Annotated in this window: 26 protein-coding genes and 2 tRNA genes; 17 read left to right on the top strand and 11 right to left on the bottom strand. The window is 61.5% G+C overall.

Annotated features, from left to right (window positions below):
• Window positions 1-42: 42 nt before the first annotated feature.
• Window positions 43-119 (top strand) — tRNA-Pro (locus BUC08_RS19480).
• A 112-nt stretch (window positions 120-231) separates the two neighbouring features.
• Here the strand turns inward: BUC08_RS19480 and BUC08_RS19475 are convergent.
• On the bottom strand, window positions 232-960 hold the full coding sequence (locus BUC08_RS19475) for a helix-turn-helix transcriptional regulator (protein WP_037930536.1): 729 nt from the start codon (window positions 958-960) through the stop codon (window positions 232-234).
• A gap of 87 nt (window positions 961-1,047) precedes the next feature.
• On the opposite strand from BUC08_RS19475, the gene BUC08_RS19470 reads away from it, so the two are divergent.
• A complete protein-coding gene (locus BUC08_RS19470) occupies window positions 1,048-1,443 on the top strand; it encodes a RidA family protein (RefSeq protein WP_037930608.1) in 396 nt (131 codons plus the stop codon).
• A 45-nt stretch (window positions 1,444-1,488) separates the two neighbouring features.
• Here the strand turns inward: BUC08_RS19470 and BUC08_RS19465 are convergent, their stop codons facing one another.
• Both BUC08_RS19465 and BUC08_RS19460 read right to left on the bottom strand, forming a co-directional pair.
• Window positions 1,489-2,319, bottom strand: coding sequence for an HTD2 family dehydratase (locus BUC08_RS19465; RefSeq protein ID WP_037930533.1), 831 nt, complete (start codon window positions 2,317-2,319; stop codon window positions 1,489-1,491).
• A 33-nt stretch (window positions 2,320-2,352) separates the two neighbouring features.
• Window positions 2,353-3,225: an NAD(P)-dependent oxidoreductase gene (locus tag BUC08_RS19460; RefSeq protein ID WP_037930531.1), complete on the bottom strand. Its 873-nt coding sequence runs from the start codon at window positions 3,223-3,225 to the stop codon at window positions 2,353-2,355.
• A gap of 195 nt (window positions 3,226-3,420) precedes the next feature.
• Between BUC08_RS19460 and BUC08_RS19455 the strand changes: the two genes are divergently transcribed.
• Together BUC08_RS19455 and BUC08_RS19450 are read left to right on the top strand one after the other, a co-directional pair.
• Complete coding sequence (locus BUC08_RS19455; RefSeq protein ID WP_037930529.1) at window positions 3,421-4,452, top strand: agmatine deiminase family protein; 1,032 nt, start codon at window positions 3,421-3,423, stop codon at window positions 4,450-4,452.
• On the top strand, window positions 4,449-6,134 hold the full coding sequence (locus tag BUC08_RS19450; RefSeq protein WP_037930527.1) for an amidase: 1,686 nt from the start codon (window positions 4,449-4,451) through the stop codon (window positions 6,132-6,134). Before BUC08_RS19455 ends, BUC08_RS19450 begins: the two co-directional genes overlap by 4 nt.
• 2 nt (window positions 6,135-6,136) lie before the next feature.
• Here BUC08_RS19450 and BUC08_RS19445 read toward each other — a convergent pair whose 3' ends face one another.
• The 3 genes from BUC08_RS19445 to BUC08_RS19435 are packed head-to-tail and all read right to left on the bottom strand — an operon-like array spanning window position 6,137 to window position 9,250.
• Window positions 6,137-7,189 (bottom strand): ABC transporter substrate-binding protein, encoded by a 1,053-nt coding sequence (locus BUC08_RS19445; protein WP_037930605.1) that lies wholly within the window; start codon window positions 7,187-7,189, stop codon window positions 6,137-6,139.
• A gap of 8 nt (window positions 7,190-7,197) precedes the next feature.
• Window positions 7,198-8,586, bottom strand: coding sequence for a sensor histidine kinase (locus BUC08_RS19440; RefSeq protein ID WP_037930525.1), 1,389 nt, complete (start codon window positions 8,584-8,586; stop codon window positions 7,198-7,200).
• Window positions 8,579-9,250, bottom strand: a complete 672-nt coding sequence (locus tag BUC08_RS19435; protein ID WP_037930522.1) for a response regulator transcription factor — start codon at window positions 9,248-9,250, stop codon at window positions 8,579-8,581. Before BUC08_RS19435 ends, BUC08_RS19440 begins: the two co-directional genes overlap by 8 nt.
• A gap of 161 nt (window positions 9,251-9,411) precedes the next feature.
• Between BUC08_RS19435 and BUC08_RS19430 the strand changes: the two genes are divergently transcribed.
• The 3 genes from BUC08_RS19430 (at window position 9,412) to BUC08_RS19420 (ending at window position 12,491) form a co-directional block, all read left to right on the top strand.
• Window positions 9,412-10,410 carry a Bug family tripartite tricarboxylate transporter substrate binding protein gene (locus tag BUC08_RS19430; protein ID WP_037930520.1) on the top strand — a complete coding sequence of 333 codons (999 nt, stop codon included), beginning with the start codon at window positions 9,412-9,414 and terminating at the stop codon, window positions 10,408-10,410.
• Between the two features lie 95 nt (window positions 10,411-10,505).
• On the top strand, window positions 10,506-10,937 hold the full coding sequence (locus BUC08_RS19425) for a tripartite tricarboxylate transporter TctB family protein (RefSeq protein WP_037930518.1): 432 nt from the start codon (window positions 10,506-10,508) through the stop codon (window positions 10,935-10,937).
• A gap of 12 nt (window positions 10,938-10,949) precedes the next feature.
• Window positions 10,950-12,491, top strand: a complete 1,542-nt coding sequence (locus BUC08_RS19420) for a tripartite tricarboxylate transporter permease (protein ID WP_037930511.1) — start codon at window positions 10,950-10,952, stop codon at window positions 12,489-12,491.
• Between the two features lie 57 nt (window positions 12,492-12,548).
• Here BUC08_RS19420 and pcaQ read toward each other — a convergent pair whose 3' ends face one another.
• Window positions 12,549-13,460 (bottom strand): pca operon transcription factor PcaQ, encoded by a 912-nt coding sequence (pcaQ, locus tag BUC08_RS19415; protein ID WP_037930509.1) that lies wholly within the window; start codon window positions 13,458-13,460, stop codon window positions 12,549-12,551.
• A gap of 90 nt (window positions 13,461-13,550) precedes the next feature.
• Here pcaQ and pobA point away from each other — a divergent pair, with 90 nt between their 5' ends.
• From pobA to BUC08_RS19390, 5 genes are all read left to right on the top strand, one after another.
• Window positions 13,551-14,720 carry a 4-hydroxybenzoate 3-monooxygenase gene (pobA, locus tag BUC08_RS19410; protein WP_037930506.1) on the top strand — a complete coding sequence of 390 codons (1,170 nt, stop codon included), beginning with the start codon at window positions 13,551-13,553 and terminating at the stop codon, window positions 14,718-14,720.
• A 10-nt stretch (window positions 14,721-14,730) separates the two neighbouring features.
• Window positions 14,731-15,111, top strand: a complete 381-nt coding sequence (gene pcaC / locus BUC08_RS19405) for a 4-carboxymuconolactone decarboxylase (protein ID WP_037930503.1) — start codon at window positions 14,731-14,733, stop codon at window positions 15,109-15,111.
• Window positions 15,108-15,839 (top strand): protocatechuate 3,4-dioxygenase subunit beta, encoded by a 732-nt coding sequence (gene pcaH, locus BUC08_RS19400; protein ID WP_037930499.1) that lies wholly within the window; start codon window positions 15,108-15,110, stop codon window positions 15,837-15,839. The genes pcaC and pcaH overlap by 4 nt, the downstream gene beginning before the upstream one ends.
• Window positions 15,839-16,444: a protocatechuate 3,4-dioxygenase subunit alpha gene (pcaG, locus tag BUC08_RS19395; protein WP_037930496.1), complete on the top strand. Its 606-nt coding sequence runs from the start codon at window positions 15,839-15,841 to the stop codon at window positions 16,442-16,444. Before pcaH ends, pcaG begins: the two co-directional genes overlap by 1 nt.
• 136 nt (window positions 16,445-16,580) lie before the next feature.
• The gene (locus BUC08_RS19390; RefSeq protein WP_037930495.1) at window positions 16,581-16,796 is read left to right on the top strand and encodes a DUF4287 domain-containing protein; all 216 of its coding nucleotides are present in this window, start codon (window positions 16,581-16,583) and stop codon (window positions 16,794-16,796) included.
• Window positions 16,797-16,831: 35 nt separating this feature from the next.
• Here BUC08_RS19390 and BUC08_RS19385 read toward each other — a convergent pair whose 3' ends face one another.
• Both BUC08_RS19385 and BUC08_RS19380 read right to left on the bottom strand, forming a co-directional pair.
• On the bottom strand, window positions 16,832-17,671 hold the full coding sequence (locus BUC08_RS19385; RefSeq protein ID WP_037930492.1) for an NAD-dependent epimerase/dehydratase family protein: 840 nt from the start codon (window positions 17,669-17,671) through the stop codon (window positions 16,832-16,834).
• 11 nt (window positions 17,672-17,682) lie between these two features.
• Window positions 17,683-18,894, bottom strand: a complete 1,212-nt coding sequence (locus tag BUC08_RS19380) for an NAD(P)/FAD-dependent oxidoreductase (RefSeq protein WP_037930489.1) — start codon at window positions 18,892-18,894, stop codon at window positions 17,683-17,685.
• Between the two features lie 302 nt (window positions 18,895-19,196).
• On the opposite strand from BUC08_RS19380, the gene BUC08_RS19375 reads away from it, so the two are divergent.
• The 4 genes from BUC08_RS19375 to BUC08_RS19360 are packed head-to-tail and all read left to right on the top strand — an operon-like array spanning window position 19,197 to window position 23,154.
• Window positions 19,197-20,621: a circularly permuted type 2 ATP-grasp protein gene (locus BUC08_RS19375; RefSeq protein ID WP_037930487.1), complete on the top strand. Its 1,425-nt coding sequence runs from the start codon at window positions 19,197-19,199 to the stop codon at window positions 20,619-20,621.
• Window position 20,622: 1 nt separating this feature from the next.
• Window positions 20,623-21,564, top strand: coding sequence for an alpha-E domain-containing protein (locus BUC08_RS19370; RefSeq protein ID WP_037930485.1), 942 nt, complete (start codon window positions 20,623-20,625; stop codon window positions 21,562-21,564).
• A gap of 20 nt (window positions 21,565-21,584) precedes the next feature.
• Entirely contained in the window at window positions 21,585-22,382 is a 798-nt protein-coding gene (locus tag BUC08_RS19365) for a transglutaminase family protein (protein ID WP_037930602.1), read from the top strand.
• Window positions 22,383-22,416: 34 nt separating this feature from the next.
• On the top strand, window positions 22,417-23,154 hold the full coding sequence (locus BUC08_RS19360) for a proteasome-type protease (protein WP_037930482.1): 738 nt from the start codon (window positions 22,417-22,419) through the stop codon (window positions 23,152-23,154).
• A gap of 6 nt (window positions 23,155-23,160) precedes the next feature.
• Here the strand turns inward: BUC08_RS19360 and BUC08_RS19355 are convergent, their stop codons facing one another.
• The gene (locus tag BUC08_RS19355; RefSeq protein ID WP_051694646.1) at window positions 23,161-23,520 is read right to left on the bottom strand and encodes a winged helix-turn-helix transcriptional regulator; all 360 of its coding nucleotides are present in this window, start codon (window positions 23,518-23,520) and stop codon (window positions 23,161-23,163) included.
• A gap of 48 nt (window positions 23,521-23,568) precedes the next feature.
• On the opposite strand from BUC08_RS19355, the gene BUC08_RS19350 reads away from it, so the two are divergent.
• Window positions 23,569-24,033: a VOC family protein gene (locus tag BUC08_RS19350; protein WP_037930476.1), complete on the top strand. Its 465-nt coding sequence runs from the start codon at window positions 23,569-23,571 to the stop codon at window positions 24,031-24,033.
• A 149-nt stretch (window positions 24,034-24,182) separates the two neighbouring features.
• On the opposite strand, the gene BUC08_RS19345 is transcribed toward BUC08_RS19350, so the two are convergent.
• Window positions 24,183-24,259 (bottom strand) — tRNA-Arg (locus tag BUC08_RS19345).
• Window positions 24,260-24,306 lie beyond the last annotated feature (47 nt).

Below are 24,306 nucleotides of genomic sequence, written 5' to 3'. Positions count from 1 at the left end.
TTGCCAAATATGGGCAAAGAGGCTACCTCGCGGCCTCACGGTCGGGCTGTAGCGCAGCCTGGTAGCGCACCTGCTTCGGGAGCAGGGGGTCGGAGGTTCGAATCCTCTCAGCCCGACCAGTATCACCAATATGCACGTCAGACGGCTTTGACCTTTGTGTCGTCAATTGGCCCCCGGTGAAAACCACCCCGCACTTTTTCAACCCCTGCCAGACAGGAACGCTTCTCGGCGTTACGGGCTTCGTTCAAGCAAACTGCTGTAGGGGCACACGTCTTTTTCAAACGGCACGTGGCGTTGCCGAAACTTTGTCCCCTCGACGACTGTTGGCGCACTGATCCGGTCCATGCGGAAATGCCTGAAGTCCACGCGCGCAGGGTCCCAGCCCACCAGATACCACAGCGGCGGCAGGATCAGCATGGCCTGCGGTTCAACTTCGCGGCAGGTCTGCCGCCCCTTGGCGTCGCGATAGTCAAACTTCAGGTGACGACGTTCCAGAAACGCCGTTTCGAAAGCAGGCAACAGATCGGTGTGGATTGTCCCCATGTCTGACAAGTCCTGAAGCGGCGACAGTTTTCCCACGTGCAGGCAATCCAGAAAACGGCGCAGGTCGCGTATCTTTTCTGGTGGCAGGGTCTTTTCGATCTTGGCGAGTCCTGCATCCGCCAGCCCCGAAAACGGGAGAAACCCGGCCGCTCGCATTGCTGCAACGCTGATCAGCAAGGCAAAGACCTCGACCACGGCAAGGCGCGCGGTGGTCTGCATGGATTGCGGGTCAAGTTGCAGACCGCCCCCGCGTCCAGGCTCGGAATGAATGACAAATCCCTGATCGCGAAGGGCGGCGATGTCGCGCAACACCGTGCGCCGCGACGCACCAACCTCGTCGGCCAGCGCATCGACCGTTGCCGTGCCGGAACGGCGCAGGCTGCGCACGATGGCGTCATGACGGGTGCGAATGTTCATGTGATCAGCATAGCATCAATGGTGACAACTTTTGGCACCATTAAAATCTACGGATTCTTCATTGACCTCAACAAGGAGAATTTCGTCATGCAACGTACCGCCGTCAATCCATGGGACTGGTCCCTGAAGCTGGGTTACAATCAGGCCGAGATCATCCAAGGCGCAACCCGCCAGGTTGTCTGTGCCGGTCAAACTGCCGTGGATGCGAACGGAAACCCGCAGCACCCCGGCGACATGCGCGGCCAGATCGGCCTCGCACTGGACAACCTGGAGGCGGTTCTGACGTCCGCAGGCATGGACCTGAGCAACGTTACCCGCCTTGGCATATACGCCACAGATGTGGAGGACGCGCTGAAGAACTTCGATGTTCTGGGGCAGCGGTTCGGCGCTGCGCAAAGCGCCCCGCCCATGACGCTTGTCGGCGTGACCCGCTTGGCCATCCCGGGCCTGCTGTTCGAAATTGAAGCGACGGCTTGCGCCTAATGGGTTTGCCACCGAAAGCGGCGGGGTTTTATGCCTCGCCCCTTCTCACCACGTTGCCGTCGCTTCCATTGCCACGGGACCGTCAACATAGGCTGTCCACAGCCTCAGCCCCGCGCCGTCCTCGGTCGCGTTCAACGTGAAATCGGCATCATCGAACAGCGGCGACAGGCTGCGGAAATCAAATTGGACGGGTGGCGCGCCCATGATGGTTTCCGCGAACTGCGCCAGCATCGTCGCCTGCATCGGACCGTGCACGATCAACCCCGGATAGCCTTCCTCGTTGCGCACATAGGGCGCGTCATAGTGGATGCGATGACCGTTAAAGGTCAGCGCCGAATAGCGGAACAACAGCGTCGCTGACGGATTGACCTGCACCCGGTGCGCGCCATGCGGGGCCGAAGGCAACACTTTGTCCGCCGCCCCCGGTGCGTCCGGCCCGCGATAGACGATATCCTGTCGCTCTGTCAGCACCGCCCGTCCGTCGCTGTCGATCTCGTGGAGCACGGTCACAAAGCACAAGGTTCCGCTGCGGCCCTCTTTCACCACCACATCCTGAATGGTTGAATTGCGGGTGACCGTTTCACCCACGCGGATCACATCATGAAAGGTGAACGCCCCGCCTGCCCACATCCGGCGCGGCAAGGGCACGGGTGGCAAAAAGCCGCCGCGCGCCGGATGCCCGTCCGGACCCAGTTGCGATGTCGGGGCGGCGGGCGGCGCCAGGCACAGATGCACCAGCAAGGGCGCCGCGCTGCCCGCACCCGTCTCACCCTCGCGGTCGAATGTGGCGTTGAACCGCTGGACCAGCGACGGGGTAACGCATTCAGATTGTGTCTCGTTGCGCCCGATCCACTTGCGCAGATACTGAATATCCATCTTCCCCCCTTTGCCGCCAGACCCGGTCACCCGTTACGGCTTTTGCAGCAAAGACACCTGTTCCGGCACAAATGCCTCGCCGTTGCCGCGTTCGACCAGCCCGGCCAGCGTATCGTTCACGGCCTGCGCCATCAAACGGGCCGCGCCCAGTTCGGTGGCCATTTGCGTGTAGTAGCCCGCGTCCTTGAACGCATTCTGGATCGAAAAGCGCAGCGCGTCGGTGCTGCCTTCCAGGATATAGGGTGCGACCCGCTCCAATGCGACGCCGCCGGCACCGCCCTTGCGCAGGCAATCGACCATCGCCTCGGGGTCCATGCCGTCCTGGATGGCACAGGCGGCCACCTCGGCAATCAGCGTTGCCGTGCCCAGCGAAATGATATTGTGCGTCAGCTTCAACTGATGACCGCTGCCGACGCCACCGGCGGCAAAGATGTTCTCGGCAAAGCAGTCGAACAATGGCCGCACCCGTTCGATTGTCGCGGTCTCTCCACCAACAAGCAGGTTCAACCGCCCCTCTTCCGCTTCCTTGGGCGTTCGGGTCATGGCCGCATCGACAAAATCGCACCCTTTTTCGCGTACTTGTGCAGCCAGCGCACGAGTCGAGCTGGGGATTGCGGTCGAACAGTCAACAACCACCGCCCCCGGACGCAGGGCCGCAAGCGCTGCACCGCTGCCGATCAGAACATCCTCGACCTGCGGCGTACCGGTCACACAAAGCAGCAGGATATCACAGGTTTCCGCCAGTTGGGCCGCGTTGTCCCATGCGACACCCCCCAGTGCGACCAGATCCTCGGTGGGCTGGTTGCCAACGTGATCCAAAAAGCCAAGGTCCCAGCCCTTTTGCAGGATGTTCTTTGCAATGCCGTGCCCCATAAGCCCGACGCCGATAATTCCGACTTTTGTCATTCAACTGACCTCTTTCCGTGTACGCGCGGACAGAACCACGGCGGACCGCAAAAGGGAACGCCCTGTTCCGTGATTGGCCCCGCTGATGGCAAATGGTGCAAAGGGACTTTACACACTCCGGCGAAATCCGTCTAACCTCGGGGACCACGCGGACGGCTGCTGCAAGCCCCGCCATAGAACCAAAGGAAACGCCTCATGTCCTGGCTTATGCCCGCAGAAACCGCCCCGCAGGATCGCATCTGGATGGCCTTCCCGCGCGAGGGACAGACGCTGGGTGAAACCCTGACCGAACGCGAGGCAGGATATGCAGCATGGGCCCATGTGGCCAACACCATCGCTGAATTCCAACCCGTGTCCATCGTCGTCGATCCGACCGAGATGGCACGCGCCAAACAGATGTTGTCGGCAGGGATCACCATCCACGAGCGCACGATAGATGATTTCTGGATGCGCGATTCCGGTCCGACATTCGTGCATGACGCAGACGGCAAGCTGGCAGCGGTGGATTGGGTGTTCAACGGCTGGGGCGGCGGCGACTGGACCGCCAGCGGCAACGACCGTGATCTGGCGCGGTTCATCGCCGATCTGGAAGGTGTCCCCGTCGTGCCATCGCTGCTGGTGAACGAAGGCGGCGGCATCCATGTGGACGGTGAAGGAACCATATTGCTGACCGAAACCGTGCAACTGGACCCCGGCCGCAACCCCAACCTCGACCGCACCCGCGTGACCGAGGAGATGGCGCGCACGCTGGGCACCACCAAGGCGATCTGGCTGCCGCGCGGGCTTGAGCGTGATTACGAAACCTTCGGCACGCGCGGCCATGTGGACATCGTGGCCTGCCTGCCCTCGCCCGGTGTGATCCTGCTGCACGACCAGCGTGACCCGTCGCATCCCGATCATGCGGTGATGAAAGACATCCGCGCGCAACTGGCGCAGGAAACCGACGCCCAGAGCCGCGGCTTCCAGATCATCGATCTGCCCGCGCCGGAAACCCAGACCGACGCCCACGGCCCTGTCGACTGGAGCTATGTGAACCATCTGGTCATCAACGAGGCGGTCATCGCCTGCGCCTTCAACGAACCGCGCGCCGATGCACAGGCCCAGGAGATATTGGCCGCCGCCTATCCGGGCCGCGAGATCGTAGGCGTCGATGCAACCGAACTGTTCGCACGCGGCGGTGGCGTGCATTGCATCACCCAGCAACAACCGAAACCGCGTGCCCAATGAACGTCGTCGAAGCCACAATCGCCGACCTGCGCACCGCGTTGGAGACAGGTGAAACCACCAGCGTCGCGCTGGTTGAAACCTACCTTGACCGCATCGCACGTTATGACCGCAGCGGTCCCTGCCTGAACGCGGTGCCGGTGCTGAACCCCGATGCGCTGGTCGATGCCGCAGCCTCGGACGCGCGACGGGCCGCAGGGCAGCCACGCGGGCCGCTGGACGGTATCCCCTACACCGCCAAGGACAGCTACAAGGCCAAGGGGCTGACCGTCGCTGCAGGCTCGCCCGCCTTTGCCGATCTGGTGGCCACCGACGACGCCTTTGCCATCGCGCAGCTGCGCGAAGCGGGCGCCGTGTTGATCGGGCTGACCAACATGCCGCCCATGGCCAATGGCGGGATGCAACGCGGCGTCTATGGTCGCGCGGAATCTCCCTATAATGCGGATTACCTGACAGCGGCCTTTGCCTCTGGGTCGTCCAACGGATCAGGCACCGCGACCGCCGCCAGTTTTGCCGCCTTCGGTCTGGGCGAGGAAACATGGTCCAGCGGACGCGCCCCTGCGTCGAACAACGCGCTGTGTGCCTACACACCCAGCCGCGGCGTGATCTCGGTGCGGGGCAACTGGCCGCTGGTGCCGACCATGGACGTGGTTGTCCCGCACACGCGCACCATGGCGGACCTGTTCGAGGTGCTGGACGTGATCGTGGCAGATGACCCCGAAACGCGCGGCGACTTCTGGCGCGCGCAACCGTGGTTGCGTCTGCCCCGTGCATCCGATGTGCGGCCCGCGTCCTATGCGGCGCTGGCAAAGGCTTCGCTGCGCGGCAAACGTTTTGGCGTGCCTGCGATGTATATCAACGCCGACCCCAAGGCGGGCACGGCTGAGGATGCCGGCATCGGCGGCCCAACCGGCCAGCGGATCGAAACACGTGCGTCGGTGATCGCCCTGTGGGAACAGGCGCGCGACGCATTGGCACAGGCGGGGGCCGAAGTGGTTGTCGTCGATTTTCCGGTCATCACGAATTACGAAGGCGACCGCCCCGGCGCGCCAAAGATTCACACGCGTGGGCTGGTGTCGGCGGACTACCTGAAGCGTGAAATCGTCGACCTGTCTGTCTGGGGCTGGGACGACTTTTTGCGCGCCAACGGTGATCCGTCCCTGAACCGCCTTGCGGATGTGGACGGCGCGCAGATTTTCCCCGCGCCGAAGGGCAGCCTGCCTGACCGCTATACCGGCTTTGACGACGACATCGCGCATTATCCCGCCCACGCCCGCGCGCATCCCGTCGATGATTTCACCACCATCCCCACCCTGCCCGATGGACTGCAAGGGCTGGAAGACACGCGGCGCATCGACCTTGAGGACTGGATGGACGGCCTGGGCCTTGATGCCGTGATCTTTCCCACCGTGGCCGATGTGGGGCCGGCAGATGCCGACACCAATCCTGCCTCTGCCGACCTGGCGTGGCGCAACGGGGTCTGGGTGGCCAATGGCAACCTTGCGATCCGGCACCTGGGTATTCCGACAGTAAGCGTGCCCATGGGAACCATGGCCGATACACAGATGCCCGTGGCCCTGACCTTTGCCGGGCGCGCCTATGACGACAACAGCCTGCTGTCCTGCGCCTGCGCGTTCGAGGCAACGGGTCCCTACCGGACATCGCCACCGCGCACAGCCGACTAAGCTCAGGGCCGCTCAGCCCGGTCGAAGGTTGTGCGCCAGTTGTCCTCGAACAACAGCCGCCGCTGCCTGTCCATTGCCACCAAAAGCGTGGGATCAATGGAAATATAGCGCTGGATACTCTGCTCTAGCCCGGTCTCGTCGGCGCTGTCACGCTGCACCAGATTGCTGTCGGCCAGAATCGCCTGGCCCGGACCGGACAGCAGGAAATCCAGCAGCAAGGCGGCGTTCTGCGGGTTTTCTGCCGTCTTCGGGATCATATAGGCACGCGACAGAAACAGCGTGTAATCCTGCGGATAGATCACCCCGACGCGGGGAAAGGATGCAAAATCCAGATAGGAACCCAACACGTTGTAGGCCAACAGGTACTGTCCGCTGTCCACGCCTGAAATGATCTCGGCGGAACAGCACGTTGCCACCGCATCCACGCGCGAGAACCCTTCGAGAAGCCCCCCAAAGGTGGTTGCCTGCTGGCTGTCCATGAAGGCAAAGAGATAACCCAGACCCGATTCCTCGATGTCATAGGTGGCAATCTTGCCGCTGTAGGTGGCGGACTTGCGCCGCATCAGGTCCAACAGGTCGAACCGTGTGCGCGGGGCATCGTCCAACGGAACCAGATCGGTGTTGTAGATCACCACCGCCGCCTCTTTCGTAACGCCCCACAGCTCGTCCCGCCAGCGCCGCGCCTTGGGCAAGCCTGCTGTCAGGCCAGAGATGTAAGGTTCGGCGCAGAACCGGTTCACCAGATCAACCATCTGGTGAACCCCCGACGAAAACACCGCGTCCGCGGCGCGGGTGTCCCCCATGCACGCCCCAAGACTGTCGGCATAGAGTGCATTTGATCCCCATTGTTCATAGTTCAAACGGATACCCGGATAGAGCGTCACAAAGGCCTGCAAGGCGGGGCTGAGAACGGCAATGTCGGTGGTGGACCGCAAGGTCAGTTCGGAGGTCGGCGTGGCACCGGGGGCGGTGAATTGTGCAACCGCTTCCTGTGCGTCGGCGCGGGGCAGGCATATCACCAGCCCCACACAGACCAGAGCAAACTGACGAAGCATCAGGGCAATCATACAGCGTCCCCTTCAGTGTCGGCCGGAAAGGTCAGCGTAACGCGGAACCCCTCTGCGACCTGCCCCATGTGCATCTGACCGTCAAAAGCCTCGGTCACCGCGCGCACGATGGACAGGCCAAGACCCGCGCTGTTTCCTTTGGACGCGGCGGACCGTTCAAACCGTCGCCCCATGGTGGTCAGCACATCGGCAGGCGGGCCGCCGCCCGCATCCTGTACCCAGATCTCGCTGTGCGCGCCCACGCCCGAAACGCCGATCACCACCGGGGCCACCCCATGCCGCAGCGCATTGGCGAGCATGTTCTTGACCGCCTCGCCCATCGAAATCTCGTCTGCCATGACCATCACCGGCTGGTCGCCAATGCTCAACTGGACCTGCGCATCGGGATCATCTTCGACGCTTTCAAACACACCCAATGCAATGTCGCGCAGGTCGACCGGTTTGGGTGCCGCGTTTTCGGTGCGATGAATGACCAGCGCCCGCGACAGCATCTGGTCCAGCAACGTGCCCAACGACCGGGTCCGCCGCACCATCCGCTGCAATCGTTGGGCGCGGTTGTCCTCGTCATCCTCAAGCGCAAGCTCGGCCTGCGCGCGGATAGCGGCCACCGGTGTGCGTAACTGGTGCGCGGTGTCAGAGATCAGGTTTTTCATCGCCCCCACCTGCCGGTCCAGACGGAACATGAACCGGTTCATCGCCTGCACCATCACCGCCATCTCTGCAGGGCCACCTGTGGGCATCGGCGTCAGATCATAGGGATCGCGCCGCGACAGTTCGGCCGTCAGCCCCTCGAGCGGGCGCATCGCCGAACGGATCACCAGAAAGGCACTGACAAGCAGCACAATCCCCACAGCCCCCGTCAGCATCAGCGCGCGCGTGGTCAAATCCAGCGCCAGCGCACTGCGCGCGCGCAGGGTCTGGCCCACCGTGACGAATATCCGCCCTGAATATGCGCGTTCCGCAAATGGACGGGCCACGGTCACGAAACGGGCTGGCTCTTGCTGCATGCGGCCATCAAAAAAGGCGGGTTGCGTCAGGTCCTGCTGGACCACCCCGCGCAGGTCGAAACCCTCGTAGCCGGTCAACAGGCTGCCATCGGTTTCATGGACCGCATAGAAAATGCGGTCATCTGCGGCCAGCGACAACAGGCTGAACGCGGAGACAGGCAGATCGACCAGCGGCGCACCGTCCGAGATGCTGATTGATTCCGCGATGTCCTGTGCCGCCCCCACCAGCAACCTGTCGAACGATTGCCGCGCAGCGCTGCGACCGTATTCAAACGTGGCAATGGCCACCACCACACCGCCCAGCGCCAGCAACGACAGAACTCCGATCATCACCCGCGCCAGCAATGTCCGCGGTCCGCCGCGCAGGATTCTAGTCATCCTGGAAAATCCGGTATCCCAGCCCGCGCTGCGTTTCGATCCGCACCGGTGACGGGGTCAGCTTCTTGCGCAGCCGCGCGATGTAAAGTTCGATTGCGTTCAACCCGACATCCGCGTCGTCGAACGCGAACAGCCCGTCATAGAGCCGCTGCTTGCTGACGACCTGTCCCTGATGACGCAGGAGCATACCCAAAAGGGTCGCCTCGCGGCGGGTCAGATCGAGCGGCCTTTGATCCAGTGTAGCCGTCAGCGCAGCCGCCGAAAAGCAAAGCGGCCCCAGCGTGACCTCGTCCGATTTCTGCGCGGCCTCGCGACGCATAAGGGCGCGCAGGCGGGCGTCCAGCTCGCGCTGGTCAAAGGGTTTTACCAGATAGTCATCCGCACCAAGGTTCAGCGCCGAAATCCGGTCATCCACGGAAAACTGTGCTGTCAGCATCAAAACCGGCGTGCGATCACCGCGTGCGCGCATGTCCTGCAACAATGCGGTGCCGTTGCGGTCGGGCAGGTTGATGTCCAGAACGATCGCCTGATAGGTCTGCACCGCCAGAAAATCCTCGGCGGTCGCGACGCAATCGGCCACATCGCAGGCCATGCCGGACTTGCGCAGCCGAACGGCCACAGCCTCGGCCACATCGGTGGCATCCTCCACGATCAAAACCCGCATCAGCCTCTCCCTCGACTGCCTTGCGCCCACATGACAGGTTCACGACAGCTTTGTCGCCTAAACACTTATCAGCCATTCGCGAGGAGACTGCAATTTGCAGTGCGTTGGCACGGAATTCGGGCATCGAAACTGCCCGACAGATTTAAAGTGGAGGACCACCCATGATCAGCAAGATCACCAAGGCAAGCCGCCTGACCATCGCCGCGGCCTTTATGGCGACTTTCGCCGCCGGTGCACAGTCCCAGGGCTTTACCCCTGAAAGCCCCGAATGCATCGCCCCCGCCAACCCCGGCGGCGGTTGGGACTTCACCTGCCGTCAGGTGGGCAAGATGTTGCAGGACGAAGGTCTGATCGAAAAGACCATGCAAGTCGTGAACCTTGCCGGTGGCGGCGGTGGCGTGGCCTTTGCCGAAGTCGTCAACAAGCGCAATGACAGCAACGACCTGATCGTCGCGGCATCGTCCGCCACGGCCACACGTCTGGCGCAAGGTGCCTATCCGGGCAACACAATGGAACAGGTTCGCTGGCTGGCGTCTGTCGGTGCCGACTATGGTGTGATCGCCGTGGCCGCGGACAGCGAGATCAAGGATCTCCCCGAGTTGCTTGAGAAGATCAAAACCGACCCCACCAGCGTTTCCGTTGCAGGTGGTTCGGCTGTTGGCGGCTGGGACCACCTGAAGGTCCTGATCGCCGCGAACGCCTATGGCATCGACGACGTGCGTTCGGTCAAATACATCGCCTTTGACGGCGGCGGCGAGGCGGTGACCCAGCTGCTGGCCGGTTCGGTCCAGGCCTTCACCGGCGACGCCTCGGAAGCCAAAGGGTTCGTGGACAGCGGTGACATCCGCGTCATCGCGGTTCTGGCGCCCGAGCGTCTGGAAGGCGATTTCGCCGATTTCCCGACCGCCAAGGAACAGGGCGTTGACGCCATCGGTGCCAACTGGCGCGGTTTCTACGCCCCCGGCGGCATGAGCGACGAAGCCTATGACGCCTGGGTCTCGAAGATCGGTGAACTTTACGCCAGCGACCAGTGGAAAGAGGTCATGGCCAACAACGGCCTGGCCCCGCTGGACCTGCAAGGCGCGGACTTCGAAGCCTTCGTGGCTGACAACGTCGCCGAAATCGCCGCCATCTCGCGCGAGATCGGCATCATCAAGTAAGCTGCAGTCACTGCCGCTTTTCCCAAGGGGCGCTGCAACACGTTGCGGCGCCCCGCGTGCATCATCCCCTCGACATTCCAGCAAAGGATCATCCTATGTCTGATCGCATTTTTGGCGTCGTCGGCATCCTTCTCGCGATCGGCTTTGCATTTGCCGCCCTCGCGATCGAAGAAAGCTTTCTGTCCGACGCCGTAGGCCCCAAAGCCTTCCCTCTGATCATCGCCGCCATTCTCGGCCTCAGCTCGCTTGCAATTGCGCTCAAACCCGATGCGTCGCCGGCATGGCCCAGCCTTGGCCGTCTGGCAGAGATCCTCGCGGCGGCTGTCGTAATGATCTTGTACGCCGAGTTGCTGCCTGAACTGGGGTTCATCATCGCCACCTGCTTTGCCGCCGGTTACCTGACCTGGCGCCTAGGTTCGGGGTTTTTGGCCTCGGTTGCCACGGGTGTGGGCACATCGGTGGGCATCTATGTCATTTTTCACCTCGTGCTGGGCCTGTCGCTCGCACGTGGTCCCCTCGGATTTTAAGGAGGCCCCCACATGGAAACCTTCGCATCTCTTGCTGACGGTTTTGCCATCGCGTTGACGTGGCAGAATATCCTGCTGGCCTTATTGGGCTGTTTTCTGGGCACCATCATGGGTGCGCTGCCCGGCCTCGGGCCATCGAATGGCGTGGCGATCCTGATCCCGCTGGCCTTTACCCTTGGCCTGGGACCGACCGCGTCGTTGATCCTGCTGACTTCGGTCTATTACGGGGCGATGTACGGCGGGCGGATCTCGTCGATCCTGCTGAACATTCCCGGCGACGAACCGGCAATGATGACCTGCCTGGACGGCTACCCGATGGCAAAAAAAGGCATGGCGGGCCAAGCCCTGTCGCTGTCTGGCATCGCGTCCTTTGTCGGCGCGTTCTTTGCCACATGGGGGCTGATCTTCCTGGCGCCGCAGCTGGTCAAGATCGCCTTGCTGTTCGGTCCGGCTGAATATTTCGCCCTGTTTGCACTGGCGTTCATGACACTGGGCGGCGTGTCGTCGACCAACCAGGCCAAGTCGGCCTTTGCTGCTGCCTTGGGTCTGGGCCTGGCAATGATCGGCGTTGACACGCAAACCGGTGTGCCGCGGTTTACCTTCGGCGAAGTGCACCTTTACGACGGGCTGGATTTCCTTGTGGCCATCGTGGGCCTGTTTGCCCTGTCGGAAGTGTTTATCTTCCTCGAGCATCGTCACGGCGACGCCAGCGCATCGGCCTCAAAGATCAAGGTGGGACGCCTGACGCCGCCTATGTCGATGCTCAAGCAAACCACACCAACAATGATCCGCTCGACGATCCTGGGTTTCATCGCGGGTGTTCTGCCCGGTGCGGGCGCCTCGTTGGGGTCGTTCATATCGTATTCCTTCGAAAAGCGGTTGGTCGACAAGGATGGCAAGACCTTTGGCAAGGGCGATCCGCGCGGTGTCGCGGCACCCGAAGCAGGCAACAACGCTGCCGCCGGTGGCGCGCTGGTGCCGATGCTGGCGCTGGGTGTTCCGGGGTCTGGGACCACTGCGGTTCTGCTGGCGGTTCTGCTGTCGCTGAACATCACACCCGGTCCGCTGCTGTTCACCCAGAACCCCGATGTGGTCTGGGGACTGATCGCCGCGTTGTTCATCGCCAACTTTATGTTGCTTGCGATGAACATCCCGATGGTGGGCCTGTTCACCCGCGTGCTGATGGTGCCGCCGCGCATCCTGATGCCAGTGGTGGCGATGGTGTCCTTTGTCGGCATCTACGGTATCTCCGGATCGTCTTTCGACCTGCTGGTCATGATCGGCTTTGGCGTGCTGGGCTGGGTGCTGCGCAAGTTTGACGTGCCATTGGTGCCCATCATCCTGGGCACGCTGCTGGGCAACGCCATGGAAAACAACCTGCGCCGCGCGATCACCATCGACAACGGCGATTGGTTCACCCTGATCGACAGCCCGCTGGCGATTGGTCTGTGGCTGGTTGCGATCATCGGCTTTGTCCTGCCGCTGATCGTGGGCCGCAAGGTCAAGGCCAAGATGCACGAGCGCGGCGACGACGAAGGGTCGATTTCCGACTAACCGACAACGGGCGGCGCGGTAGATTCCAAGAGACCGCGCCGCCGGACCCAACGCGGGTTAATCCCGCTCGGCCAGAACCTTGCGCGCTGCCAACAGAACCGTGTCCGATGCCGCACTGGCGGACTGACCCGCGCGCGTCATCACCCCGATCGGCCCCCGAGTTGGCCCCGTATCAAACGGCAGCCGCACCAACCGCCCCGCCGCCAGCGCCGGAGCCACCACCCCGTGCGAAATGATCCACACCGCATCCGACACGGGGGTATAGACGTGGGCAAAGGCCCCTGACACGGTTTCCAGTTTGTCAGGCAAATCACCGATACCGTTCGCCAGCATGAAGGTTTCGACCAACCCGTAAATCGCACTGTCGCGCGGCGGATAGATCACGGGCCAATCGCGCAAAGATGCCAGTTGCGGGGCGCGCAGCAACGGATGACCGGGGCGCACCACCATGTCCACGACCTCGGTGTAAAGCTGGGTGAACGACAGACCCTGCATCGTCTCAACCGGACCCAGCCGCCCGATCACCATGTCCAAGGCCCCCGCCCGCAACCGTCCCACCAGATCGCCATGTGCGCCCTCGACGATATGCATCTGCGTCTTGGGGGCGGCTGTCGCCAGATGCACCACCACCTGCGGCATCAGGCTGGCCGCGACCGAGGGCAACGCGCCCACGGCCACCACGGTACGCCCGCCGCGCGTCAACTGATCAACACCGTCCAACCCCTGTTGCAGCGCAGCCATGGAAGTCTGGGCGAAATGCCAGAACACCTCGCCTTGCGGGGTCAGGGTCACACCGCCCCTGTCGCGTTCCAACAGTATCGCCCCCAGCGTTTCCTCAAGGTCTTTGAGCGTGCGCGAAACGCCGGGCTGGGTCAGATTCAACCGCTCAGATGCACCCTTCAGGCTGCCCTGCCGGACGATCTCGACAAAGCACTGGATGTGGCGGAATTTGATACGTGGATCGATCATGGTTACCAGAATTGATAAGTATACGACCAAACATATCAATTTACTTGCATAGAAACACCATTAAGTTCGCGTCAGGAAGAGGAACTCACTATGCGAACGCAAGTCATCATCATCGGCGGGGGTCCGTCCGGTCTGCTTTTGGGCCAACTCTTGCACACGCAAGGCATCGAAGCTGTCGTTCTGGAGCGCAAGACACAGGAATATGTTCTGTCCCGCATCCGCGCGGGCGTGCTGGAGCGCGGGCTGGTGGGTCTGATGGAACAGGCAGGCGTGTCCGACCGGATGCACGCCGAAGGCTTTGTTCACGACGGCACCATGGTCGGATATGACGGTGACATGTTCCGCATCGACTTTGCCGAACACACCGGCAGCTCTGTCATGGTCTATGGCCAGACCGAAGTGACCCGCGACCTTTACGCAGCCCGCGACAAGGCCGGCCTGCAAACGATTTACGAGGTCGAGGACGTCGTGATCCACGACGCCAAGACTGACGCGCCCTATGTGACCTACACCAAGGCCGGACAGCAAAGCCGGATCGACTGCGACTTTGTCGCCGGATGCGACGGCTTTCATGGCGTCAGCCGCAAAACCATTCCCGAAGCGCAGCGGCGCGAATACGAAAAGGTCTATCCCTTTGGCTGGCTCGGCATCCTGTCGGAAACCCCGCCCGTGGATGACGAGCTGATCTATTCCAACTCGGAACGCGGTTTCGCCCTGTGCAGCATGCGCAACGCCCATCTCAGCCGCTATTACATCCAGTGCCCCGCCACCGACAGCGTCGACGACTGGTCAGACGACGCATTCTGGGACGAATTGAAACGTCGTATCCCGCAAAGCGCGGCCGACACGATCATCACCGGCCCCAGCATCGAAAAATCCATCGCACCGCTGCGGTCCTTTGTGACCGAACCGATGCGCTGGGGGCGGCTGTTCCTGTGCGGTGACGCCGCGCATATCGTCCCGCCCACGGGGGCCAAGGGGTTGAACACCGCCGCATCCGACGTGCATTACCTGTATAACGGGCTGAAACAGTTCTACCTAAACCACGACAGCGACGGTATCGACCACTACTCTGAACGCGCCCTGGCCCGCGTCTGGAAAGCCGAGCGGTTCAGCTGGTGGTTCTCGAACCTGATGCACACCTATCCGGGCCAGTCCGAATTCGACAAAAAGATGCAACTGGCTGAACTGGCCTTCTTGCGTGAAAGCCCTGCCGCCCAGACCGCAATGGCCCAGAATTACGTCGGCCTGCCCTATTGAGGACCCCCACATGAGCGACAAGACAGACATTGGCATGAAGGTACGCCGCGAGGTGCTGGGCGACGCCCACGTGGACCGCGCCGAGGCCAACAAGACCGACTTTGACCAACCGTTTCAGGGGCTGATCACCGAAAGCGCCTGGGGCACCGTCTGGGCCAGCGACGCCATCAGCCGCCGCGAGCGGTCGATGCTGACGCTGGCGCTGCTGGCGGCGACCGGCAACTTTTCGGAAATCCCGATGCACATCCGCGCCACCGCCCGCACAGGTGCCAGCAAACAGGACGTGATCGAAGCGTTCCAGCACGTCGCGATTTATGCGGGTGTCCCCAAGGCCAACCACGCGATAGCCTTGGCCAAGGCGACCTACGCCGAAATGGAGGACACACAGTGACGGATAAACCCTCTGGCCTGTTCCATCGCGACCGCAGCTGGCACCCTGCCGCGCTAACGCCGCCGTATAAAACCAGCGTCAAACGCTCGCCCGCTGCGGCCCCCATTTCGATGCCCTCGACGCTGAGCGAAGACACCGGCCCCGTGTTCACACGCGACATTCTGGGCCCGCAGGACGCCGACCTGATCCACAACTTTGCCAGCGAGGGACAATCGGCCATCGGGCCGCGCATCATCGTATATGGTCGTGTTCTGGACGAAACCGGGCGCGGCCTGCCAAATGCGCTGGTCGAAGTCTGGCAAGCCAACGCCGGTGGCCGCTACCGTCACAAAAAAGAAAGCTATCTTGCCCCGCTTGACCCCAACTTTGGCGGTTGCGGGCGTGTGATCACTGATGAACAGGGCAACTACGAATTCCGCACGATCCAGCCCGGCCCCTACCCGTGGCCCAACGGCCCCAACGACTGGCGGCCCGCGCACATCCACTTTTCGATCTTCGGCCAATCGTTTGGCCAGCGCCTGATCACCCAGATGTATTTCGAAGGCGACCCGATGATCTGGCAGTGCCCTATAGTCGGGACGATCCCCTCGCGCGAGGCGATTGAAACGCTGGTGGCCGCGCTGGACATGCGCCGCACCGTGCCGATGGACGCCCGTGCCTATAAATTCGACATCGTGCTGCGCGGCGTGCGCCAGACCATGTTCGAAAACCGGATGGAGGGGCTGTGATGGTACAGAAACTGGACAACCTCAAGGAAAGCCCATCGCAGACGGCGGGCCCCTATGTGCACATCGGCCTGACGCCGAATTACAGCGGCATCACCGGTGTTTATGACGCCGATCTGGGCACGACCATGCTGGGCGACGCGCCAAAGGGCGACCGGATCACGATCAAAGGCCGCGTGCTGGACGGCACAGGCACGCCCCTGCGCGATGCGCTTCTGGAAATCTGGCATGCCGACGCCAGCGGCATCTATCCCGGTCAGGATGGGGCAGACGCGGATGTTTACGGCTGGGGCCGCTGCCCCACCGATATGGACGACGGCACGTTCCGGTTCGAGACGATCAAACCCGGAGCCGTACAAAACCGCGACGGCACGCCGATGGCGCCGCACATCACCTTCTGGATCGTGGCGCGCGGCATCAACCTTGGCCTTCATACGCGGATGTACTTCGCAGACGAACCCGAGGCCAACGCCGCCGATCCGGTGCTGAAACGGATCGAGCATCAAGTGCGGGTGCCGACGCTGATGGGAGAGCCGCAAGGCGATGGCACCTATCTGTTCGACATCCATCTGCAGGGGCCGGACGAGACGATCTTTTTCGATATCTGACCCACAACATCACACCACGACCATCAGCCCCCCGCAGCAATCCTGCGGGGGCTTTTGTGTTGCTGCACGAAGCTTGACGGTGCGACACGTGGTGATGAAAACTGCAGCGACCCCCTTGCAGACACAAAGGCACATCATGTCAGGCACTGTTAAAGGCCCCGCGTCCTATTTTCCGTCCATCGAGGCGAAATACGGCCGCCCCATCGCAGATTGGAAATCAATGATCCGCGCGCAAACCGGCCTGAAGCACATGGAGTTGGTGGCTTGGCTGAAAAGCGAGCATAACATGGGCCACGGGCATGCGAATGCTCTGGTCGCTGATACCCTGCGCGAAATTAAGAACGAAAGCTGACAAACGGACGGCGCGCAAACGCCGCCCGTCTGAATTCAGTCGTCCGCCTTCTGACTGCCGCTCATATTGCTCAGATCTACACCCTGACCAAAGGGAATCGTCGCGAACGGTCCGGCATGACGCGTCTGGGCAGGGTCGGACGGATCGGCTGGGGCCGCTTGGGCAAAGATTTCCTCGGCAAACTGTTCGGCGTTGTCCTGCGGCTTGTACCCCAGGAATGCCGCGCCCGAATTGTCCACGGGGCAGCGGTCGTTGTTGGACACACCATAAATGATCGTGAATTCCGTGGTCGGCGTATCAATCGCGCGGGTCACCAGATGCACCAGATCGGGCATCGACAACCACGTGCCCAGCGCGCGCGTGCTGCGCACGGGAGCCGCGGACAGGATGCGCAGACACACCGCCTCGATCCCGTTTTTCTCCCACATCATGCGGCCCAGGTTCTCGCCAAAGCACTTGGCCAACCCGTAGAACGTATCGGGGCGGTGCGGCGTGTCGACGCCGATATGCTGGTTCTTGGGATACATTCCGACCGCGTGGATCGACGACGCATAAACAACCCGCTGCACCCCGTGCCGCCGCGCGGCCTCCCAGATGTTATAGGTGCCGCGGAAGTTGGAATGCAGGATCGAATCGAAATCGGATTCGTTGGCGATGGCGCCAAAATGGACGACCATGCTGGCGCCTTCCATCAGCTTCAGGATGGGATCGAAATCCCCCAGATCCGCGGTGACCCAGGTCTCGTTCGGCAACAGGTCGCCTTGCGGCGCGCCAATGTCCGTGGACACCAGTTCCTTGGCCATTTTCGACATCTGCTCGCGCAGGGCATGGCCCAAAGCGCCGGCCGCGCCTGTCAGTACAATTTTGTTCAGCATGGATAAGTCCTTTAGATGATGGCCTTTTCGACAAAGCCTGCGCCCTGTGCGATCCGGTCAAAGTGGAATGAGGTCAGGTCAAGCGACCGATATGCGCCGTGTATGATCATCTCGGCGGTGCCACGTCCGATGGCGGGGGATTGTTGCAGGCCGTGGCCCGAAAACCCGTTCACGAAGATGAAGTTCGAAACCTCTGGATGTGGCCCCAGAATGGCATTCTGATCGAGCGTGTTAAAGGCATAGTGACCAACCCATTCATTCACCAGCTTGATCTGCTCGAACTGCGGCACGCGGTGGGCCAGCACCGGCCAGACCTTGTTCTCCCAGATGCTGTGATCCGGGGCAAAGTCGTCGGCATCGACGGCCCCGTCCTCATCCGGCGGACAACCTGCCATGTAATACAGCCCGTCGCTGCGCATATGCACGCCGCTGGGGTCGATGGTCAGCGGCAGGTCGCGGTCCAGCCGCTGGGCTGCAGCAAAAACAAAGGTAAAGCGTTTGCGTGGCTCCACCGGCAGCGGAATGCCCGCCATCGCGGCCACCCTGGCCGCACGCGGCCCCGCAGCGTTCACGACAGTGCCGCAGGCAATCACCTGCCCGGTGGCCAGCGTCACACCTGTCACGCGCGTGCCTGCCGCATTCAGGGTCAGCCCCGTCACCTCGTTCGCCACATATTCCACACCGCCCGCCCGCGCGCCCTTGCGGAACCAGTCGAACACGGTGCCGCCGTCGAAATAACCTTCGTCGATCAGGTTGTGATTGCCCGCGATGATGTCATCGGTGTTGTAGAATGGATAGGCCGCCTTGATCTCGGCGGCGGTCATGTGACGGGTGCCCGCGCCACAGGCAGTCTGCACCACCTGTGCCTGCTTCAGATTTTCCGCCTGCGCTTCGGTCTCGGCCAGATACATATAGCCGAACGACTGGATCGGCAGGTTCGGCACCTGTGGGTCACCCATATGGTCGCGCATATTCTGGACAAAATCCGCCCCGAACTGCGAGATACGCACGTTGATCTCGTTGCTGAACTGCTGCCGGATGCAGCTGTTGGTGTGCGCGGTCGAGCACATCGCATAGCTGGGGTCGCGTTCGATCACCAGGATACGACCGTCAAACCCCAGATGCGTCAGCCACCATGCAACGGATGATCCGTACATCGCGCCACCAATCAGGATGACATCATAACTGTCGTGTCGGGGCGGGGCAAAACTGGGGGTGGTCATGGGCGCGATCCTGAGTCTGAGGGGTTGCCGCCGACCACACCACGACAGGCCGTTCCTTGCCAAGGGTCTGTGAAACAGGGTGATCGGAAAAATGCGATATCGATCGGATCGGGCGAAATTTTCCCGCAAATTTCGACATCGAATTTACCGACCATCACCGCCGCAATTGACCCTACGGCAGCGTTTAGTCGTCATCACTGGCAGCCTTTTCACCTGCCTTATAATTAAGCAATTCAGGGGGCTTAGAAGGGTCGAGATAACGGCGCAGTTGCGCATTGACCGCAAAGCTGTACTCTTGGGTCATGACATCACAAAGCCAGCATTTCAGCGAGATGATGGGGCAGGACAACGTCCGCACGCCCTATGTCGATTATAACGCTTGGTTCTCGCGGCAAGACACCGCGCGACTGTCCCGCAAAGCCCAAGAAGCCGAAGCCTTCTTCCGGCGTACAGGCATCACCTTCAACGTCTACGGACAGGCCGATGCCGAAGAACGGCTGATCCCGTTCGACCTGGTACCGCGCATCCTGACCTCGGCGGAATGGGCCAAGCTCAGCCGCGGGATCGACCAGCGGGTGCGTGCGGTCAACGCCTTCCTGCATGACATCTACAACCGTCAGGAAATCCTGCGGGCGGGTGTCGTTCCGATCGAACTGATCCAGAACAACGACGCTTTTCTGCCGCAAATGATCGGATTCACCCCGCCGGGCGATGTTTACACCCACATCGTCGGCACCGATATCGTCTGCACCGGCGAGGGCGAATTCTTTGTTCTGGAGGACAATGCGCGCACGCCGTCCGGGGTCAGCTACATGCTGGAAAACCGCGAGACGATGCTGCAAATGTTCCCCGAGTTGTTCAGCAAGATCAAGGTTCAGCCGGTCAGCGACTACCCCAAGAACCTGCGCCGGTCGCTGGCGGCCTGTGCCCCGTCCAGTTGCGAAGGCCGCCCCACGGTGGCGGTGCTGACGCCGGGCATCCACAACTCGGCCTATTACGAACATTCATTCCTTGCCGATCAAATGGGTGTCGAGCTGGTCGAAGGACACGACCTGCGAATCGTCGATGGCAGGATCGCCATGCGCACCACCCAAGGACACAAGGTCATCGACGTGATCTATCGCCGGATCGACGACGATTTTCTGGACCCGCTGACGTTCAACCCGGACTCGTTGCTGGGTGTCCCCGGCATCATGGATGTCTACCGCGCAGGCAACATCACCATTGCCAACGCTCCGGGCACGGGCGTGGCCGATGACAAGGCGATCTACAGCTACATGCCCGACATCGTCGAGTTCTACACCGGTGAACGCGCAATCCTGAAAAACGTGGAAACCTACCGCTGCTCCGAGGCAGACTCGCTTAAATACGTCTTGGACAACCTGGCCGACCTGGTGGTCAAGGAAGTCCACGGTTCAGGCGGCTACGGCATGTTGGTCGGCCCCGCCGCCAGCAAGCAAGAGCTTGCGGATTTTGCCGCCAAGCTGAAGGCGCGCCCGTCCAATTATATCGCACAACCAACGCTGTCGCTGTCCACCGTGCCAATCTTTACCGACGCCGGACTGGCCCCGCGCCACGTCGACCTGCGCCCCTTTGCGCTGGTGTCACCCGAGGGGGTCAACATTACACCCGGCGGGCTGACGCGGGTTGCGTTGAAAGAAGGGTCGCTTGTGGTGAACTCAAGCCAGGGCGGCGGCACCAAAGACACATGGGTATTGGAAGACTGATATGCTGGGAAAAACCGCAGGCGGTCTGTACTGGATGTTCCGGGGTCTGGAGCGGGCGGAAAACAACGCCCGTTTGATCGAGGCCGGATTTCGCATCGCCCTGACACGTTCGACAAACACCGAAACCGAATGGAAATCGGTCATTGTGACCTCGGCGGCCCAACAGGGTTTCACTGCCAAGCATTCCGAATTCAACAGCACCAATGTGATCGACTATCTGCTGCGCGACACCGACAACCCGTCGTCGGTTCTGTCAGTGGTCAAACAGGCCCGCGACAATGCGCGGCTGGTCCGTACGGCGCTGACCACCGAAGTGTGGTCCGCGGTGAACGAAACCTGGATGCTGATCACCGAACTGTTGAAAAACCCGGTGCCAGACACCGACCTGCCCGAAGTGCTGTCGATCATCCGCCAGCAATCGGCACTGGTGCGTGGTGCGCTGCACGGCACCATGCTGCGCAACGATATCTATGATTTCTGCCGTCTGGGCACCTTCATCGAACGCATGGACAGCACCGCGCGGATCATCGACGTGAAATACTACACTTTGCTGCCGTCTCCGTCGCTGGTGGGCAGCCGCATGGACAACGTGCAGTGGGAAACCCTGCTGCGCTCCGTCTCGGCGCACCGGTCCTATCGCTGGGCCGTGGAAGAGGACTATACCGCCACCAATATCGCCAACTTCCTTGTGCTGGACCGGCGTATGCCCCGGTCGCTGGCCTTCTGTGCAGGGCAGATCGTCGAAAACCTCGATTATCTGGCCGAAGAATACTGTGACCGCCGCCCGTCGCATGACATGGCTGACCGTCTTGCGGCACGGCTGAAAGGACGCGACATCCATTCGATCATCGAAGAGGGACTGCACGACGTTCTGGGCACGATCATTTCGGACGTCGCCGCACTGGGCGCGCAGATCGAAAAAGACTATCGTTTCAACTATTGATCACAGACAGGAAACATCAGTTGCAACTGCATGTCACGCACACGACCCGTTATGCCTATGACGCACCTGTCATCTACGGGTTGCAAAAGATCCGGCTGCGGCCGGTGGCGTCGCATATGCAATCTGTCTCTGACTGGACCCTGACCGTGACAGGCGGCAAGATCGAGTGTTCGTACACCGATCACCACGGCAACCTGACGGACCTGGTTTCGATCACACCCGAAGGCGACGCGGTCGAGATCACCGCACAGGGCACCATAAACACCGAAGACACCCACGGCGTCTTTGGCAAGGTCTATGGCCGCGTTCCGCTGTACCTGCTGCGAATGCCGACACCGACAACCGAAGCTGGCCCCAAGATCAAGGCATTTGCCCGCACGCTGGACAAACACGACGACTTGCTGACCGGCCTGCATGCGCTGTCTGCCGCAATCCTGAAAGCGGTGCCCTACGAATCCGGCCACACCGACGCCACCACCACCGCCGAAGAGGCGCTCGCCGGTGGCAAGGGCGTGTGTCAGGACCACGCGCAAATCTTCATCGCGGCAGCCCGTCTGGCGGGCCTGCCCGCACGCTATGTCTCGGGCTATCTGATGATGGACGATCAGGTCGACCAAGATGCCAGCCATGCCTGGGCCGAGGTGCATCTGGACACGTTGGGCTGGGTTGGTTTCGACGTCTCGAACGGCATTTCGCCAGACGAACGCTATATCCGCATCGCCGTGGGCCGTGACGCAAAAGAAGCATCTCCCATCGAAGGCATGCGAATGGGGTCTGCGGACGAATCGATGATTGTGTCTTTGCAAGTCCAGCAGTAATCACAGTCATCGAACCTTCTTTGGATTTTGCAAAATGACTTACTGCGTCGGCATGCGGCTTGATAAGGGCTTGGTCTTTATGGCCGACACGCGCACCAGCGCGGGCGTCGACAACTTTGCCGTGACCCGCAAGATATTCAGCTTTGACGTGCCCGGCGAGCGGTCCATCGTGCTGATGACGGCAGGCAACCTTGCCACCACGCAGGCGATGATCAGCCTGCTGGAAGAGCGGTCCAAAACCGCCGAGGAACGCGATCCGTCGATCCTGCGTCAGTCCACCATGTTCCAGGTCGCCCGTCTGGTCGGTGAAACCCTGAACGAAGTGATCGTAAATTCGTCCCCCAATGGCCAGGGGGCCGCGGACCAGTTCCGCGCCTCGGTCATTCTGGGCGGCCAGATCGGGACCGGAAAACCGACAATCTTCCTGATCTACCCCGAAGGCAACTTTATCGAAATCACCGACGACACGCCGTTCTTCCAGATCGGTGAAACCAAATACGGCAAGCCCATCCTTGTGCGGACCTATGACCGCGAAATGAGCTTTGAAGACGCGGTCAAACTGCTGCTGGTGTCCTTTGATTCGACCGTCAAATCGAACCTCAGCGTCGGCCTGCCCTTTGATCTGATGATCTATGACCGCGACAGCCTGAACCCCATGCGGCTGACACGCATCGACGCCACCGACAGCGTCTATCAGGCGATCTCGAACGGTTGGGGCGATGCGTTGAAAGACGCCTTCCAGCAATTGCCCAGCTACACTCTGAAGAACTGACCCCGGTTACCCGCGCTGCGCCTGCCATTCGGCCAGCGCGCGCAGGATGTCTGCCAGCGCGACCCCGTCCGGTGTCAGCGTATATGTCACCTGTGTCGTCTCGGTCCGTACAACAAGCGCATCCGCTTCAAGCTGCCGCAATGCCCGCACAAGCACGCGACGATCCGCATCGGGCAAACGCTTTTGCAACTGTGGCAGACTGTCGGCCCCTTCGGAAAGCGCAACGATGATCGACGCTTTCCACTGCCCCCGTACAGCCTGCAACCCCACGGCCAGATCGCACCATCCATGCAAGGCATCGCGGTTGCGCCCCTGCACAGTCGTCCAGCCGCGCGCAGCTATGTCAAAATTGTCAGACTGGTCCACACAGGTCCCTTCCGCACATTGTGCCTCTTGTAAATAAGAGAGGCTCCCATGACCAATCAACCCTTCATCGGTCTGCATCACGTTGCCCTGCGCGCACCGGACCTGGAACAGGCCGTGACCTTTTTTCAGGCCCTAGGTTACCAAAAGGTCCACCATTGGCACTTGCCCGCGTATAAAATCGACACCGCCGTCATGATGCAAAGCGCCGACGCGCGCAGCTGGATCGAACTCTTTGATCTGGATGCCGCCATCCCGATGCAGGGCGCAAGCGCCGCGCGGGGCCAAGAGGTCGCAACCGGCGCCTTGGCGCATATGTGCCTGACCGTGAGTGATCTGCACGACGCCAGTCGGCACATCATTGCAGCGGGGGCAACGCGAGTGACCCAGGCTGAATCACTGGCACTTGGCACGCCAGCGGTGAATGTGCGCAACGCGATCTTCGAAGGCCCCGGAGGCGTCATCATCGAACTGCTCGAGCCTGTCACCTTCCCACTGGACCGCTCACCGGCTTAACGCACCTCACCCATGCCATCGTCGATCCCCGCCCGCGTTCCTGCGCGCGATAAGATGTACGAAATCATGCCAATTCTGTACAAGAGTCCGCCCAAGCACTTCGAAAGCCGCGTGGCAAGCTTCCACACAAATCACGTTTTCAGCTGGTTTGGTGACCCCGGCAGGATTCGAACCTGCAACCTGCCCCTTAGGAGGGGGCTGCTCTATCCAGTTGAGCCACGGGGCCGCCGCGCAGACGCATAGCGCCTCTTGCTTCCTTTGTCACCAAACGAC

Origin of the sequence: Pseudosulfitobacter pseudonitzschiae, from assembly GCF_900129395.1 — a bacterium.
In the GTDB taxonomy this organism is placed as follows: Bacteria; Pseudomonadota; Alphaproteobacteria; order Rhodobacterales; family Rhodobacteraceae; genus Pseudosulfitobacter; species Pseudosulfitobacter pseudonitzschiae.
Note: the sequence above shows the minus strand (reverse complement) of the source record. Positions and strands in the feature narration are given on the sequence as shown.